At 38.5% G+C, this 17,402-nt stretch carries 13 protein-coding genes; 3 read left to right on the top strand and 10 right to left on the bottom strand.

Annotated elements, in window-relative coordinates; genetic code table 11:
* The first annotated feature begins 39 nt into the window (after nt 1-39).
* Nucleotides 40-1,332 carry a multidrug efflux MFS transporter gene (locus AC1F25_RS00480; protein WP_002308227.1) on the top strand — a complete coding sequence of 431 codons (1,293 nt, stop codon included), beginning with the start codon at nt 40-42 and terminating at the stop codon, nt 1,330-1,332.
* A gap of 59 nt (nt 1,333-1,391) precedes the next feature.
* Here the strand turns inward: AC1F25_RS00480 and AC1F25_RS00475 are convergent, their stop codons facing one another.
* The 4 genes from AC1F25_RS00475 to AC1F25_RS00460 all read right to left on the bottom strand — a co-directional run bounded on the left by AC1F25_RS00475 (nt 1,392) and on the right by AC1F25_RS00460 (nt 6,122).
* Nucleotides 1,392-2,510: an aminotransferase gene (locus AC1F25_RS00475; protein ID WP_002308226.1), complete on the bottom strand. Its 1,119-nt coding sequence runs from the start codon at nt 2,508-2,510 to the stop codon at nt 1,392-1,394.
* 13 nt (nt 2,511-2,523) lie between these two features.
* Nucleotides 2,524-3,945, bottom strand: coding sequence for an arginine-ornithine antiporter (gene arcD / locus AC1F25_RS00470; RefSeq protein ID WP_479994164.1), 1,422 nt, complete (start codon nt 3,943-3,945; stop codon nt 2,524-2,526).
* Between the two features lie 243 nt (nt 3,946-4,188).
* Nucleotides 4,189-5,310, bottom strand: coding sequence for a tRNA 2-thiouridine(34) synthase MnmA (gene mnmA / locus AC1F25_RS00465; protein ID WP_151669028.1), 1,122 nt, complete (start codon nt 5,308-5,310; stop codon nt 4,189-4,191).
* Nucleotides 5,311-5,516: 206 nt separating this feature from the next.
* Nucleotides 5,517-6,122 carry a hypothetical protein gene (locus AC1F25_RS00460; protein ID WP_002308223.1) on the bottom strand — a complete coding sequence of 202 codons (606 nt, stop codon included), beginning with the start codon at nt 6,120-6,122 and terminating at the stop codon, nt 5,517-5,519.
* A 2,167-nt stretch (nt 6,123-8,289) separates the two neighbouring features.
* Between AC1F25_RS00460 and AC1F25_RS00455 the strand changes: the two genes are divergently transcribed.
* Nucleotides 8,290-10,221, top strand: a complete 1,932-nt coding sequence (locus tag AC1F25_RS00455) for a YiiX/YebB-like N1pC/P60 family cysteine hydrolase (protein WP_087063608.1) — start codon at nt 8,290-8,292, stop codon at nt 10,219-10,221.
* Between the two features lie 269 nt (nt 10,222-10,490).
* Here AC1F25_RS00455 and AC1F25_RS00450 read toward each other — a convergent pair whose 3' ends face one another.
* Together AC1F25_RS00450 and AC1F25_RS00445 are read right to left on the bottom strand one after the other, a co-directional pair.
* A complete protein-coding gene (locus AC1F25_RS00450; RefSeq protein ID WP_479994163.1) occupies nt 10,491-11,078 on the bottom strand; it encodes a metallophosphatase in 588 nt (195 codons plus the stop codon).
* Between the two features lie 129 nt (nt 11,079-11,207).
* Nucleotides 11,208-12,485, bottom strand: a complete 1,278-nt coding sequence (locus AC1F25_RS00445) for an MFS transporter (protein ID WP_151668672.1) — start codon at nt 12,483-12,485, stop codon at nt 11,208-11,210.
* Between the two features lie 190 nt (nt 12,486-12,675).
* Between AC1F25_RS00445 and AC1F25_RS00440 the strand changes: the two genes are divergently transcribed.
* Entirely contained in the window at nt 12,676-13,458 is a 783-nt protein-coding gene (locus AC1F25_RS00440) for a hypothetical protein (RefSeq protein WP_479994162.1), read from the top strand.
* Nucleotides 13,459-13,566: 108 nt separating this feature from the next.
* Here AC1F25_RS00440 and AC1F25_RS00435 read toward each other — a convergent pair whose 3' ends face one another.
* The 4 genes from AC1F25_RS00435 to AC1F25_RS00420 all read right to left on the bottom strand — a co-directional run bounded on the left by AC1F25_RS00435 (nt 13,567) and on the right by AC1F25_RS00420 (nt 17,292).
* A complete protein-coding gene (locus tag AC1F25_RS00435) occupies nt 13,567-13,911 on the bottom strand; it encodes a DUF1831 domain-containing protein (protein ID WP_002286736.1) in 345 nt (114 codons plus the stop codon).
* Nucleotides 13,912-14,047: 136 nt separating this feature from the next.
* Nucleotides 14,048-15,193, bottom strand: a complete 1,146-nt coding sequence (locus AC1F25_RS00430) for a cysteine desulfurase family protein (RefSeq protein ID WP_002308210.1) — start codon at nt 15,191-15,193, stop codon at nt 14,048-14,050.
* Nucleotides 15,194-15,362: 169 nt separating this feature from the next.
* Nucleotides 15,363-16,337: a ribose-phosphate diphosphokinase gene (locus AC1F25_RS00425; protein WP_002308208.1), complete on the bottom strand. Its 975-nt coding sequence runs from the start codon at nt 16,335-16,337 to the stop codon at nt 15,363-15,365.
* A gap of 79 nt (nt 16,338-16,416) precedes the next feature.
* Nucleotides 16,417-17,292, bottom strand: coding sequence for a hypothetical protein (locus AC1F25_RS00420; protein WP_002308207.1), 876 nt, complete (start codon nt 17,290-17,292; stop codon nt 16,417-16,419).
* Nucleotides 17,293-17,402: the final 110 nt, after the last annotated feature.

Raw genomic sequence — 17,402 nt, 5'->3', positions numbered from 1 at the left:
AGAGTTGTAGATGAAAATTTTCAGAAAGAAGGAGTCTAATTGGCTGCAAGAATAAAGGAAAAATTATTTAGGAAAAGAGAAACTTGGGAACAGAACTTGTTTGTCTTATGGTTTGGAACATTTATGGCTGGTATCGGATTTAGTTTAGTCATGCCTTTTATGTCACTTTACATAGATACGTTAGGTAATTATAGTACGGCACAATTGAACTTTTGGAGCGGATTGACTTTTTCATCTACTTTCTTAGTGACTACGCTGATCTCTCCTTGGTGGGGGAAATTAGCCGACCAAAAAGGAAGAAAATTGATGCTGTTGCGTGCTTCATTAGGAATGGCAATCGTCATTTCTTTGATGGGCTGCGTGACTAGTGTGTATCAATTAGTCGCATTGCGTCTGCTTCAAGGGATTTTTTCTGGTTATATCAGTAATGCCACTGCCCTTGTCGCAACTGGGACGCCAAAAGAAAAAAGTGGTCAAGTTCTTGGGACCTTAGCAACTGGTTCTGTTACAGGAACATTACTTGGACCGCTTCTTGGCGGGATCTCTGCTTCAGCGTTTGGCTATCGCCCTACCTTTTTCATTACAGGGATCATCTTATTTTTCGTCTTCTTGTTGAGTCTGTTTTTCGTCCATGAAAAATTTGTCCCAGTGAAAAAAGAAAACATGGTTTCTGCCAAACAGATTTTCAAAGACTTGAAATATCCACACGTCGTCATCGGTATGTTCGTCACAACGATGATCATCCAAGCATCCAACAATTCCATCAGTCCAATCATCAGTCTGTACATTCGTCAATTGCTGCATGGACATGGGAATGTTACATTGATCAGCGGAATCATCGCTTCGATACCTGGAATTGCTACTTTGATAGCCGCTCCAAGATTTGGTCGCTTAGGTGACAAAATTGGGAGTGAAAGAATACTTGCGATTGGTTTGGGTTTTGCGATTTTGGTTTATATCCCAATGGCATTCGTCACGAATGTTTGGCAATTAGCTGCCTTACGTTTTTTGATTGGTATCTCTGATGCTTGTCTGCTCCCTGCTGTCCAAGCATTGATCACAAAATATTCGCCTCATCAAGCTGCTGGACGGATCTTCAGTTATAACCAATCTTTCCAAGCAACTGGTAACGTAGTAGGACCTATGATTGGCTCCAGTGTTTCCAGTGCATTTGGTTATCGTGGCGTCTTTCTTTCGACTTCTCTTCTTGTTTTAGTCAACTTCTTGCTTGTACGACACAATACACAAGAGATCCATCAGCAAGAAACTGCAGAAGAAAAAGCTTCAGGAGTCTCCATATCTTCAGGGCACTCTCCTTCTCATAGACAATAAGCGTAAATGAAAAACACTGCTTGAACAGTTGTCACAGACTGTCCTTGCAGTGTTTTTGTTTAGGCCTGTTTTTTCAAGAATTCAGATAAAAGGGATAATCCCTTTTCCAAGGTTTCTTTTTTACAACAGTAACCTAGTCGGGCATGCTTCGGTAAATCAAAGGCACTTCCTGGTACTAATAGTACTCCTGTTTCTTCTAATAAATTGATACAAAATGTCTGATCATCTTCTTCGATGGTTAATTTGATGAAAGAAGTAGAGACGTAATTGGGAGCGACGAGTTCAACTTTCGGTTCATTTGCTACCCACTGTTTTAAAATCGCAAGGTTCTCAGTAATGATCTTTTGGTTTCGCTCCAAGATTTTTTCTTTGTTCTTCAATGCATGTACAGCAAGATCATCTGACAGGACTCCGCCGCAAATCATCGTGTAGTCTCGATATTTTCGAAAAACCTCTGCCAACTCAGGTCCAGTAGCTGTCCAGCCAATACGGATACCTGGAATGGAGTAGGTTTTGGATAGGGAATTGGTTGCTATACCTTTCTCATAGACATCTACGATCGACAAGAATTCACCTTTATCCGTTAAAGGCGCATATACTTCATCTATCAATACATATGCATCTACTGTACGAGCAATTTCTGCGATTTTTTCTAAAGTTTTCCGATCTAGCAATGTGCCTGTAGGATTGTTTGCACTATTCAAACAGATGATTTTTGTTTCAGGTTTGACTAAGGCTTCTAGCTGTTCTAAATCAAACTGCCAATCTTCTTCTTCCTTCAAATGAACAAAGTCAACAGTGGCACCTAAAGATTTAGGGATGTCATATAGTTGCTGATAAGTGGGAAGCATCGAAACAACATGGTCTCCTGCTTCCACTAACGCGTATAGAGCTAAAAGATTAGCACCAGTCGCTCCGTTCGTTTGTAAGATGTTTTCTGGATCGACGGTTTGATAAAGCGAAGCGACTTCTTGTTTGAACGCATCTGATCCTTCGATCCAGCCATAGTCCAATGGTTCATTTTTGCGTTTTTCGAAAAATTCACTTACGTTGGTCCCGTCTAAGCCAACGAGTTCGTCTAATGTCAATGCTTCGATCGAACTTTGTGCAATATCATATACCGCTTTCTTCTCCCATTTATTTAGCCATTCTTCCACACCGAAATTTGCGATTTCCATGTTTCTTTCCCCCTTATATCTTGATCCAGCCTACAGTAAGCAACCCGATTGAAAGCAGTGCGGCCACACAAATCAGCCCAATCATTACTTTTTCTTTTCCCGTGATTTGATGGTTGGTTTCCCGACAAGCGATCCAGTAGAAGCAAAAACCAGGAAGATAGGCAATACTACATAAAAGGACATAAGAAAATCCTGCTAAAGTGATTCCCATCAATTCAAAAACTACAGCAATCCCACCGATCACTACTTGTTTTTTGATTCCTTCTTTTAAAGAAAACTGGACTTGATAGATTCCGACAAGCAGATAACAAATCAAGATTGCCGCTGTACATAAAGAATAGGCAAATTGATAGGCATAATCAGTAACTAAGAAAGTCAATAAGAATAGATTAGTCAAGATGGCAGTAACAACTAACGAATAAGTTGGGGCATTTTTTTTATTCGTTTTTCCCCAAGCTTTCGGCAACAGACCGTCTCGAGCCATCAACATCGTTGTTTCTGCTGGGAGCATCGTCCAAGACAACCAAGAACCGATGATCGAAATGATCAAGCCGATATTGATCAGTGCCGCTCCCCAATTTCCCACGATTCCTTTTAAAATATTTGCCATAGCAGGTTGTGAAATAGTTGCTAACTCTTCTTGAGATAAGACACCGTATGGCAAGATCGAAGCAAGGATATAGATAAATAATAAACAAAGCAGCCCCATGATGGATGCTTGCTGGGCTTCTGAACGTTTCTTCGCGCGGTTAGCTAAAACACTTGCACCTTCGATCCCTACAAAGACCCACATCATGACCATCAAACAACCTTTGATCTGCAACCAGATCGTTCCTTGCTGTCCTGATCCGTTCACTAGATTATCAGATACGTTGCCCCAAAAATTAGTAGTGAATATATTCACTTTAAATGCGATAAATACAAATATTAAAAATAGGAATAATGGCACTAATTTACAAATCGTCACGATCGTATTGATTACGCTCGCTCCTTCGATCCCATTGTTTACTAATAAAGTCAGACCCCAAATAAAAAGACTTGCGAATAAAATAGAAGGAACATTTTGTCCCCCTTTGAATATCGGAAAAAATTCTCCCATGGCACTCATTAGCATCGTCGCAAAAGCAACATTTCCTAGCCACGCAGACAACCAATAGCCCCAGCCACTAATGAAGCCACCTAACTTACCAAATGAAGCTTCTGCATACCCAAAAATCCCGCCATCCAGATCTGGACGTTTTTCTCCTAAATAGTTCAGCGATAATACCAAAGCTAAAATACCAATCCCGACGATTATCCATGAAAGGATTGCTGGTCCAGGGGCGGCAGAACTAGCCAGATCACTCGTGATTCCAAACACACCGCTTCCGATTGACGAACTGACAACGAGAGCAACCAGACCCCACTTACTAATACCTGTCGATTTCTTTTCCATTTCCATCACCTTCACTTATAAAATTGAACAAACCACCTGCAAAATATTTCCTTTATTTTGCATCTGCTCTTGCTTACCAAAAGCAACTTTATTCATATTATTGGATATTATGGACTGTTTCCACTAAAATTACAAGCGTAAAATGAATAAAAATTAATTTTATTGCAAAAAAACAGCTATGCTGTCCAAAAGAAAAGGTGTTTCTTTTGTTAGCCATAGCTGTTTTGATTCATTTCATATCGCTTAAACGTATTGTAAAACTTTTGTTTCTTGGTATGCGTGGTCGATCAAACCGCCACCTAGACATTCCATTCCGTCATAAAATACAACTGCTTGTCCAGGAGTGATGGCACGTACAGGTTCGTCGAATACGACTTCTGCACGGTTATCATCCAATAAGCGAACTGTCACAGGAACATCTTGTTGACGGTAACGGAATTTCGCTGTGCACTTGAATTCTTTTGGCATTGGTTCATTCGTCGTAAAGTGGATTTCACTTGCATCCAAGCTTGTGGCGTACAGTGCAGGATGGTGGAACCCTTGACCCACGTATAATGTGTTCGTCGCTAAATCTTTCCCTACGACAAACCAAGGTTCTTGCGAATCTCCTCCGCCACCGATTCCTAGGCCTTGACGTTGACCGATCGTATAGTACATCAAACCAGCATGTTGCCCTTTGACTTCACCGTCAAGAGTGACCATACTGCCTTTTTTCGCTGGTAGATAGTTGCTCAAAAATTGTTTGAAGTTCTTTTCACCAATAAAGCAGATTCCTGTTGAATCTTTTTTCTTAGCAGTCGCAAGGCCTGCGCGTTCAGCAATTGCCCGCACTTCTGATTTTTCCATACCGCCTAGAGGGAACATCGTTTTTGAAAGCTGTTCTTGTGATAATTGACTAAGGAAGTAAGTTTGATCTTTATTGTTGTCTACTCCGCGAAGCATATGGACCACACCGTTTTCATCGCGAGTGACTTGCGCATAATGTCCAGTAGCTACATAATCAGCACCAAGATCCATTGCATAGTCCAAGAATGCTTTGAATTTGATTTCTTTGTTACACATCACGTCTGGGTTAGGTGTACGTCCTGCGCGGTATTCGGCTAGGAAATATTCAAATACACGGTCCCAATATTCTTTTTCGAAATTCACAGAATAATAAGGAATCCCGATTTGAGCAGCTACTTTCGCTACATCCTTATAATCTTCCGTGGCCGTACATACGCCGTTTTCGTCCGTATCATCCCAATTTTTCATGAAGATCCCGATCACGTCGTATCCTTGTTCCTTTAATAAAAGTGCTGTTACAGATGAGTCGACACCGCCGCTCATCCCTACGACAACGCGTGTTTGGCTGTTGTCTGTCATGATATCACCATCATTTCAATTAGATTCTGAAACATCTACGAGTTGAAGGTCGCAACTTTTCAGTATTTTACATTATACGTCATATTTCTGAAAATTTCATCCCTTAATTATCAGCGTTCGAATACATAACCTATCATAGGGAAAAAACAGCGCTATCTTCATACTCCAGTGATTCTCATGATCAAAAGAGGAACGGCAGTTTCGATTCATAAGAAAAACAAAAGAACAACATTGTAATAAGTAGCAAATAGATAATTCATTCCTAAAAGTAGCCACTTTATTCGATTATCCTCAAGTTTTGTAGAGAAATAGAGACCCATCAAGCCGGAAATCATTATGAAAAGCAACAAAGCGATGATTGCCCACATCCTGTCGGTATTTAAATAGAAAGCCAATAGATAATGGATCCAAATAAGTAAACTGATCGATATCAACATCGGTAGACCTAGACCGAACAAAAAAAATGCTTTTTCTTTCTGTTTATATTCTAATATTTCTACTAAACCAATATACAACACACATCCTAGCAACAAATCCAACCTAGATAAACTTAACCACCCAATGATGTAAAACAGCCCTAATCCGCAAATCAAAAGAAAATGAAGAGCAATCACTAGCCATTTTACTTTTATGGAATCCATTCTTCTTGTAAAAGCTAGACTGATACCACTTAAAATCCAACATGAATACTGAATGATCAGAAACCCTATCACTTCATGACGAATATACAAATGACTGCTGAGCAAAATCATACAGAAGACTAACAGAACCACCGATACCCTCTTACTTTTCTTACTTTCTATTGATAACATTCAACTCGCTCCTTTTTAATTGTTTGCTTCGTTGCTGACTTCAAAAAGTTTGAAACAAAATAAATAGAAATTGGAAAACATTAAAATATGTAGCAAATAGATAATTGATAACTAACAACATCCATCTTACCTTCGCAGATTTGATCTTTGTCGAAAAATAAAGACCTGCTAAGCCGGGGAAGGATATGAAAATCATTAAAGCTGCACTTTGAAGACTATTTCCATAATAGAAATGAGCCACCCCTAGACACCCGCCAGACAGTAACATAGATATACATAACCCGACCAAATTGATAGTTAGTTTCATTTTTTCTCCTTTTGTTTTTAATCCTCTTTTTCTTACAACAGAAACGTTCCGCCATTTTTTACCAACCAAAAATGATCCAGTTAAAGATACATATCAAATTCGATACTATAACAATCGCTTTTAAACATTTAGAATTGATTTTTGTTGAAAAAACCAGGCTTAACCCACCAAATAACCAAATACAAAACATTATTCGTATACGAGTCCCATCGTCGTTATAATTTATTGAAGGGAAAAAAATAGTCAAAGCTATACAAAGCACTAGCAGACTTATTGAAATGATTGTACACGTCTTACTTTTTAATGGTAACATTCACAAATCTCCTTTCCGATTGATACATGGCTATCTTAATAAATGACCATAAAATTGCATCATAGTAAGATGGGTAGCTATTAGATAATTTAGTATTATCAGGAACCATCTCATTCTTACAGACTTGACTTTTGTAGAAAAATATAGTCCTGTTAATCCTGGAAAAATCATCATAAGTAACATATATACTCCTTGAGGGCTATTTCCGTAATAGAAATGAGCTATCCCGAGACACCAGCCAGACAGTAACATAGATACACATAAACCGATCAAATTGACATCTAATTTCATTTATTTCCCCTCATTTTCGTTTTTTATTGAAACAACAAACTAAAACAGAACAATTTACATAGCATAAATCACCCAACTATAAATACCAATCAAATCAAGTAGGATAACTAGCATTTTTAACCTTTTAGAATTGATTTTTGTCGAAAAAACCAAACTCAAACCACCAGTGCTCCAACAACAAAATATTATGGACACTAAAAACTGAAGATTATTTTCTATAGAAGGATGAAAATAAAAACTAGCTGAAATGAAACAAATTGACAACAAGCTTATTGAAATGATCGTACACGTCTTACTTTTTAGTGGTAACATCCACACATCTCCTTTTCATCAAAGTATTCATACATGTCGTTTTTTATCAAATTGCTTATACAAGATTTATTTTGCTCAAAGAATAAAGACTTAATATCTCACATTAAAACTCTATTTTAGAGACTATTTATATAGTAAGAATAGATACCAATGAAACAACTAAGTGACAAAAATATAGCTATATACAAACCGATTCTATTTAACTTTATTTTCTTCTCTTCTCGTGATTTTAAACATCTTTTCCTCACAACAGAAAGGTTCTGTCGTTTTTCATCAATCAAAAATGATCCAACCAAAAATACATATCAAATTTAATAAAATGACACATGCTTTTAAGCACTTAGAATTGATTTTTGACGAAAAAACAAGGCTTATCCCACCAAATAACCAATTACAAAACATTATTGATACAAGAATTGTATAGTTTCCATATTTTGTCGAAGGATAAAAACTAGTCATGATGATGCAAAGCACTAGCAAAATTATTGAAATGATCGTACACGTCTTACTTTTTAGTGGTAACATCCACACATCTCCTTTCTAATTGATTGATACTTGTCTATCTTCAAAAAAACTCTAAACAAAAAATCTAGAAATTTGTTATTTAAAAATAAACAAATAAAAAATATAATAACGAAACAAAACAAACAGATATACAAATCAACACGTCTGTTCAATACTCATCCCTACCAAGAAATTGTATCTTCTGTAGACTATCTAACCCCAAATAAAATATAACGTCTTTGATTTTATTCGTAAAACTTAAGTTAAATGCTAATTATTTCATTAAAGATAACAGTTCTCAATCATCGATATAGCTGATTTTACTCTTTGGTGTTATGTGCAATATACGCCTAGATTAAATAACTTATACATTTTATTTTCAAGCTATCATCATACTTATTCATATGTTATTATTCTAGCATAAAACAAGAGGGATTACATTGAAATCAAAAATTAAATTGTTTCTGACTACCTGTTTACTCGCCGTCGCATTTGCCATCCCAATCACGACTGTACATGCTGATACAGATACCCAGCAGATATTGGAGGAGTATTATGAAGAATTCAAAAATGAATACGCTTCCTTCGATCAGACATTTGAAGAATTCACTTCGAATTATTACAATCAACCATTCAATTCCGCGATTTCCGAAGAAGACCAATTGCGTGACTACCTAAACACCGTCAATGAGCACTATATTCGTAAAGAAGCCGAACAATTATCCAAAGACCCGCCTCTTTGGTCATTTAATATCGGAAATGCTTTGGAGAATATCACTTTTGAAAAAGTACCGACTTATCATAAATATGATCTGATGAATATCGTTCAACCAGGAGATATCATTTTCGAACGGAAAAGGGCTGGAATCACTCCAGTATTTCTTCATCATGTGATGATCGTAGAAGGCATTTATGAAGAGACACATAGCATCAATGGAAAACCAGAGACCTTCACATATATCCGAACTATCGAAGCAACTGATTATAGTCCTATACTTGAAACAAAAGCTGGAGGCGTTGTTTACGGTGTCTTGGATGATGAACGATTCGATTATACTGATTCAACTATTTTAAGAGTTCCAGCAGGGACAACAGCACAAAGAAATGCAGCCATCTCATTTATGCGTGGACAATTAGGTAAACAGTATAGTGTATGGGGAGATATAATGGGACGGGATCGCTCATCCACTAGAAATGACTGGTATTGCTCTTCCCTTATCTGGGCTGCATATATGAACGCAACACCTGATGGTAGAATCGATGAGCTAACTAATGAAAATGATCCTAGTTTCCAAGGTATTGATTTAGAAAGAACAGATTTTATTAACGGAATGGGTGTAACTCCAAATGATATAAAAAAATCCGATAAAGTCGAAAAAATCAATCCTTTTTTCGTAAATTATAAAGATTACGCAGAAAACATACGATGGTCGAACGCCGGCACTCCTATAGATGGCGAAGATTTCATTTTTAGCCGCGGTTCCAACTCATACACCTTAAGGAATGATTATTATTTCATCGCCACGGACAAAAATAACGGGAGACCTTATGCAAGTACACGTCTTACTTTCGGGCGTAATCATTCTGGAACGATCGTCGTAGAATTCGATATGTTCACCCGTTTTCTTTTAACAGACGAAGCAAGAGCCAAATTTTCTGACAGGAATATCCCGCTTATTCCAGAGACGATCGAAGATCATGATGTTCCGAACTATGTGATGAACTGGATCAATACCTATACCCAATGTTCGTTGGAGATCGTTTATTCTAACAATATCTCTACTGACAACAATCACTTAAGATATAATCCTTCTTTTACAAAAATCACGAAGAAAAAACATCCAGTCAATCCTTATCAGATCAACCAAGTCGTCCATACACCGCCTGCCTTCACTCAGCAAAGATTTGACTATACAGAGAACCTCAGTATCTATGACAAATATGAAATGACGCGACCGAATCCTTTCAATGCAGATGTTTCTTATAATCGAGCTACACCAAGCTGGTATTATTTTTACAATAATTATCATGCGTTGATAAAATTAGAGAATGGTACCTATCGCCACGCCTCTTATCTAAGGATCCATGGTTCATTCACAACTGCTGCTTCTGTCAGGAATGGTTATGGCTTCAATCATGATTTCACGATGACGGACGAAGCAAAAGCGATTTATGGGAATTATTTCTATCATATCGGCGTGAATCAGTCAGTGGATTATGCGATTGACTGGCTAAACCGATACACAAAAGAAAACACCCTGATCGTCTATTCCACTAATATAGATAATGATGTTAGGAAATTGAATGATGGTACTGCCACGGTCAGAAAAGCAGTTAATGATCAAGGGAAATTCGTGTACTGTATTTTGTAGTTCCTCCTTACAACATATGACTGTATTACTAAAAAATAGGATAAAAAGCCGCGCCAAAAAGGGACGACTTTTTATCCTATTTTTGAAAATCAGGTACTTCAATTCTTTTATAACATGCAGCGAACTGTTTTTCTATTTTGATCCTTATGGCACAGAATTGGGCAGCAGGCTCAAAAGCTTGTATTTGTGGGGACAAGTCCTACCCAATCAAAAACACGAGAAGCTGTTTTTGATTGCCTGTTCTTATCACTTGATGCAGGGCAGCTTTTTCACGACCTCTTTGCTTCATATATTTCTTTGATTTGCTTTTCGGATAACGGCGTACCGAATGGCAGTTTTTCTTTTAGAAGGTCTCTTTCTGGTGCGTCTACGCCTACATTGACGACATTTTCAATGGGTACACTATAATGATGGATATGCCCGTGAAGGTTTCGAATGGTGTCGTTAGGTCCGAGTAACATTGGATAATGCGTCAAGTAATATTGCTGATGATCGAACTTCACGATAGCACCTACGTCATAAAAATAAAATTTGGGACTGCCATCAGAAAGTCCAGGATCGTTTTTTTCTAAATAACGGAAGAACGCACGACTGTCATGATTCCCTTTGATCAAGTGGATCGTTCCTTGCAGTTGACTGACTAATTCTAAGATGTCTGCATTTGCTTTTTCATACTGCGGATGCATGGCAAGATCACCTAGATGATAGACGTGATCCGTTTCTTTTACTACTGCATTCCAGCTGGTGACCAACTGTTGGTTCATCTCATCTACATTTGCAAAGAGTCGCGGAGCAAAGTCATTTTCTCCTAGTAAACGCTCATGAAAAAAGTGCATATCACTCGTAAAATAATTCATGTTTCTCCTGCCTCCCTTTTCCTTAGAGTAAACAAAATTGCTGATCGGAGCAACTCATAACATCTAAAAAAGCTGTGAAAAAACCACTTGATTTCAAGTAGGAAGAAAATTTTTATCACCGCTCCTTTTCTATTCGTTTTCTTGTTCACGGTGTTCTTTCACCAGTTTTTTCTGTAATTCTTTATCATAATTTCGAGCAACGGGTGTCAAAAATAAAACGATTCCACATAAAAGCGTACCAATTCCCGCAATCAGAAACATCTTTTCAACACCAATCTTATCTGTCAAGGGGCCGGCAAATATTAAGCCAATCGGCCCTGGCAAAGTCATTAATGAGTTGAATACACCTAAGACTCGTCCTAAAACGTTCGGTTCATAACTCTGTTGGATGATCGCCATCAGTAAGGTATTGAAATAAGGTGTGGCAAAACCTGCCCCGGCATTCAGTAAAAGAAAATAAAAGAATCCCTGTGTTGTCCCCGGCAACAATCCACTAGCCCCAATCGTGGTACCTACGACTACATAAGCCATGAAAATCGGCTTCATCCGGTCTTTCCATTTTCCAAAAAAGCCAATCACCGCTCCACCTGCAAGCATTCCTACTGAATAGACTACTTCGACAAGACCCGCCTGTCCTACATTTTGACCAAAATAGCCCATCGTCATCAACGGATACAGACTGGCAGCTGGCATAAACAATAACGTGAACACAGCACCGTTGAGCATGATATGCCAAAGACCTTTATTCTCGTACAATTTTTTCATACCAAATTTTGTATCTGTCAACAAATGAATGGTTTCTCCTTGCGAAATAACCTTAGGGATCGTCACAAAAACAAGTAATCCCACACCAAATACCGCGCCTAGCACATCAAGCAAAATCAGCCAATTGATAGGTATCACTGTAAATAAAAATGCACCTATTGCAGGCGCAATGATAAAATTCGCTGACTGGACCATGCCTAGCTGTCCATTGATACGTGTCAGCTCTTCTTCTGGGACCATCGTAGGAAGGATCGATTGGATCGTCGGCATCTGGAAAGTTTGAGCAATTGCACGAATGAACAACGATACAAACACTAGCCACAACGGAAATGTGTCAGAAATCGTACCGACTACTACCAAGACCATTGCAAACAACGCGACAATGATATCTGTCAAAATCAACAATCGCTTTTTGTCCCAACGATCCACCAACGGACCAGCAAACGGACTCAGCAAAACCATTGGGATCATACCTAATAACGTAGCAAAGCTCAAGATTGTTGCTGAACCTGTTTCTTTCGTCAGATACCAAATGATTGCATATTGCACGATCATACTCGTGATTCCAGATAAAAACTGACCTGTCAAAAACAAGTTGATATTTTTACGCCAATGTAAAACCGGCTCCTTTTCTTCTCCCATATCCTTCCCCCACTTCTTCTAAGACTTATCGTCCTTACGTAGCTAGAATTATACTTGATTATTTCCTTGAAACCTAGCTGTTTGTTCAAATACCATCGTTATATATTTTCAGTTTTGGTAAAAAAGTAAAATTAGCAGAAAAAAATCAGCAATCATGCTAAACTAAGAAAAAACTAGGAGAGCATCAGTCATGAAAATCAACTTTCAGACCACTCTTACCCCTGAAGAAATCAAAATCGTACTTGAACAGACACAAGGTACGATCTGGATCAGCCACAAACTACCTAAGCTTCCAGAAAATGCTTTTTATCTCTTTTATCATCAAAAGGTGTGTACAGCAATTGGGAAAACAGTCCAACCAGAAACAATCGATACCGTCATCATGATCCAGCTTCCTTGGGATATAGAAGCCGATTATATGATCTACATGCTAACTGAACAAGCAGAAAAAGCTGGTCTTACAATAGCCAAAGAATCGTTCCCTTCGATTCCTGAAACGGCTAGAAAGAAAATGGCAGAACACCAAGAGAAGATTGCTGCTATACTAAGTACATTTGGTTATCCAATCGATTCTTCCGTGCCATCTGCCGCTGAAGATACGAAGAAAAAACCAGCAAAAGCTCGTCATCGCTGGTCAAAAGAAGTCAGTGAGATTCCTTTTACCGTCGATTTCAGGGGAAGTCAAGCAACGCTTTACTGGATCAAACGAAATGAATTGCTGATCAAAGCAGGCGCGACGCTCGTCAAAGATCCTCCTTTAAATAAAGACGGCTCATTAGGTTATGCTGCAAAATATGGGCAAAAGCTACGAGATGATTATAAAGACAAGATTTCAGGCACAACCACGATCGAAGATATCATCGTAAAAAGTGTGAATGAGGCAAGCTTGCTGTTGTACTTTGCCGGAACAAATAGTTGGTTGGAAATAGTGGATAAACATGGAAAATCCATTGATGAGTGGACGAGAGTCTGATTTACAGCAGAAAAAATAAAAAAGACAACTATTTTGTGTCGTCCTTTCAAAGTTAGAGATCTAACGATTAGGCCGTTTCAAAACTAGTTGTCTTTTTATATCCACAGGTTATTCGACTTTTTCGAATAACCCTCGACTGATCATCCCATCCATCAAAAAATAGAATTTATCTTGACTCATTTTCTGTTTTGGATCTTTGAAAATATTGACTGCTTTCAGTCCGTTTGCTGTAGTGATCGACATTTTCAATGTTTGGATATCTTTTGATACAGTGATTTTCAGTTTGAAGCCTTCTTTGCTTTGCGGCGTTGCATCTAATGGTCGGATCAATTGATAATTGCCTCCGTTTGTTTCTGTAAACCCATTATCGCGCAATGTATATCTTTTTGCATCAGGATGCAAACGATAGCTGATTGGTGCGCCAAGTACAGTTGCTGTTGTTTCAAATGCCATGATTTTCACCTCGATAAAATTAGTTTCTCTTTATTATAAAAGTTTATCCTGATTTTTACTAGGTTTTTCAGTTAAGTTCCCTAAAAAATGAAGGCGTTCTCTCAGACATCCGTCCACATCAGAATGACTTTATTAGTTATTTTTTGACAGCACGAACTAATTGATCAAGGAAATAATGGATGTCTTCTTCAGTATTATCTAATCCAAAGCTGATACGAATGGATTCTTTTAGTATCGGCGTATCTTCTCCATACATCGCTTCTAATACGTGAGAAGGTTCGATGTTCCCTGCTGTACAAGCCGAACCAGTAGAAATAGCGATTCCGTTCAGATCAAGCTTCATCAGTAGCAAATCATTTGCTTCGCCAATCAAGCGAAGATTCAACACATGAGGGAGTTTATTCGTTAAATCACCATTTACTTGATAAGGGATTTCGTTTGCTTCTAATGTATCAAGAATCAATTGTTGGAATCCTTGATATTTGTTGTTACGTGCTTCACGTTCTTCAGGTGATAGCAGTTCAACTGCTTTTGCCATTCCCCAGATTCCTGCTAAGTTTTCTGTACCTGCACGCCGCTTTTCTTCCTGCTCGCCACCTAAAAGCAAGGCAGGGATATTTACTCCGTCTCGTTTATATAAGAAACCGACGCCTTTTGGTCCATTGATTTTATGAGCAGAGATACTTAATAAATCGATCCCTAATTCTTCTGGATGGATCGTTTGGTTTCCATAAGCTTGTACCGCATCTGTATGGAAATAAGCTGGATGATCCGCTAAAAGTTCACCGATTTCTTTGATTGGCATCAAATTTCCGATTTCATTGTTCCCGTACATCACAGAGACCAAGATCGTATCTTCTCGCAACGCTTTTTTGATCTCTTCGATCGACAGATTTCCTTTTTCATCTACAGGCAGATATGTAACGTCAAACCCCTTTGTTTCTAAATATTTCATGGTATTAAGAACAGCAGGATGTTCGATAGCTGTAGTGATTAGATGTCTGCCTTCTTTTTGACGCGAGAACGCTGTTTCTAAGATAGCTGTATTATCCCCTTCTGTTCCCCCACTATTAAAGATGATCTCATGAGGTTTTGCTTGCAGACTATCTGCAATGATTTGTCTTGCTGTTTCCATTTTTTCATGCGCGTGGCGGCCAAACCCATGTATGCTTGAAGGATTACCAAACGTTTCTTGCATGATCGCCGTCATCGCTTCAATTACTTGCGGATGCATGGGGGTAGTTGCCGCATGATCCAAATAAATAGTTTTCACTTCATTCATCCCTTCCAAATTATCGCTAGGCACATTCTAGCATAAAACAGCGAATATACCAAAGAAGAGATTACTTTTACCTAGAAGGCACTTAGTGTAGCGAAAAAAAGACTGCCCAAAATAAGGTGCAGTCTTTCTTCTCGTTGCTAATTAATCTTCTCGTTTTTTGTCTTTTTTCTTATTCGAATTCTTTTTCTTCCAGACGGAATAACGGACTCATCGGTGTATTTTCATGGATGCGTTTGACCGCTTCACCCATTAATTCTGAACATGTCACGATCGTTAAGTTTTCTGGATGACGATTTTCTTCTGTGAAAACAGAATCAGTGATACAAATATCTTTGATTGGTGCATTGTCTAAAATGCTTTTCGCATGATCGGACAATAATCCATGTGACGCACAGGCATATACTTCTTTTGCGCCGTTTTCTTTTAACACATTTGCTGCTCGTGCAAGCGTTGCTCCGGTGTTCAAGATATCATCTACCATGATACATGTCTTTCCTTGAACATCACCAATCACATAACCACCCTCCGTTGAAGCATCATCTGCATGGTCTACGATGGCTAATGTACTGTTCAAATATTCTGAAAGACTACGTGCACGCTGAACGCCGCTGTTTTTTGGCGACACAACTACGATGTCATCTCCCATCAGACCTAATTGACGGTAATAATGAGCAAACAATGGCATCGTAAATAAATTATCTACAGGAATATCAAAGAATCCTTGTACTTGAACCGTGTGCAGATCTAAAGTCAGTACTCGAGTTGCCCCTGCTTCTTCGATCAAGTTAGCAATCAATTTCGCAGTGATCGGTTCATGAGGTTTCGCCGTGCGGTCTTGTCTAGCATACCCATAGTAAGGCAATACGACATTGATCGTTTTCGCACTTGCTCGCTTCATTGCATCAATCATAATCAGCAGTTCCATGTAATAGTCATTGACAGGTGCATTCGTTGATTGAACGATGTACACGTGATCCCCACGGATACTTTCTTCAATATTGATGGAAATCTCCCCATCACTAAATTGCTTCACGACGCTTTTACCTAATTCTGTTCCAAACACTTTCGCGATTTTTTCAGCTAATGGACGATTCCCATTCAAACTAAAAATCTTCAACGTGTCATCCTGATACTTATTACTCATGTAGTCCTCCCCAAAACTTCTCTATTCTTCGATAGTTTAACATATTTTCCCAAGATTTTCTGTTAATTTCAGCAAATTCTTAAGGAAGTGAAACTGTTCCGTTACTCCAACTGGCAGGAATAACTTTATGGTAGTCCCCCCAATTGTCGTGTACTTTGTAATAACGTTCCCCTGTTTCAGTTTCAAAATAAGCATACGCCGTCACCCAATGATTGCCGTAAGTACTACCAAGTACTTTCAGGATTCCAATCATCACAGGCTTGCCTTCACGTATACGTTTTGTGGCTCGCTGCCATGAACCTAGAAGAGTTGCTCGTGCACGCTCGTGATTGCCATTCTTCTTTAAAAAACTAGAAATCCCTGTACTGACTTGAAAAGGGATCGTAGGAAGGCCTAGTGGTTGGATTTGGCTACGCAACGCCTTTGTCAATGCCATCGAGTTAGACGTGTTTTTCTTGCGGATCTCTAGGGGAAGCATCCACTCTTTACGATAGTCTTGATAGTAGGCAAGTAAAACCGCCGCCGCATAAGTCCCGCAAAGATAACCTGAAGGAGTAGCCCATTTCTTATATCTTAAAAAACGTTCTTCTGGCAATCCCACCCAACAATTTACGAGTTCTTTTCCTGACCTTTTTTCTTCGATCAAAACAGGCACCTCTTCTTTTCCGTTGATCCATTGAGAGAACTCGATTGGTGCTTCATTGAGCAGTCTCCATTGGCTACGAGAAATGCCCTCTTGATAGGTATATTCTGCTGGAGAATATTCTGTCGGATGTCCTGATTGATCGATGATCACATAACTTTGATCTTCAAAAATCAGTGCTAAAAAAAGCCGTTCGCTTTTTTTTGACTGTAGTTGCTGGGTGCTGGCTAATTTTTTGATTTTTTTATCTATTTTAAAATAGAAAGGTTTATCCACTACTTGTTTCAGTTGGGATCGCCTCCTTTTTTTCATTATAAGTGAACGATTGAAAAAAACAAATCAGTTTGATTGTCCGAATTTTCAAATTTTTTTATGTTCTATTTGTTAATTCCTTCATTTTGTAAGATAATGGGCACACGAAA

It is taken from the genome of Enterococcus sp. M-BR2, assembly GCF_056612775.1.
Note: the sequence above shows the minus strand (reverse complement) of the source record. Positions and strands in the feature narration are given on the sequence as shown.